1 protein-coding gene is annotated in these 240 nt (G+C 58.3%); it reads right to left on the reverse strand.

The genetic code is table 11. The annotated features are described in order from the left end of the window. Positions 1-227: methylmalonyl-CoA mutase family protein (locus RVY79_RS21315; protein WP_317466618.1), on the reverse strand; the 227-nt coding region annotated here is incomplete at its 3' end. Positions 228-240: the final 13 nt, after the last annotated feature.

A 240-nucleotide genomic window follows, 5' to 3' on the forward strand; every position in this document is an offset into this window, starting at 1 on the left:
GCCACGCGGCCGAGCACGTTGTATTCCGGGTCCATGCCGTTGGAGAAGAAGAACGACAGGTTGGGCGCAAAGTCATCGATGTGCATGCCACGCGCAAGGTAGGCCTCGACATACGTAAAGCCGTTGGCGAGCGTGAATGCGAGTTGCGAAATCGGGTTCGCCCCGGCCTCGGCAATGTGGTACCCCGAGATCGACACCGAGTAGAAATTGCGCACCTGCTGGTGCACAAAATATTCCTGG

Source organism: Chromohalobacter sp. HP20-39 (genome assembly GCF_033052815.1).
Taxonomy (GTDB): domain Bacteria; phylum Pseudomonadota; class Gammaproteobacteria; order Pseudomonadales; family Halomonadaceae; genus Chromohalobacter.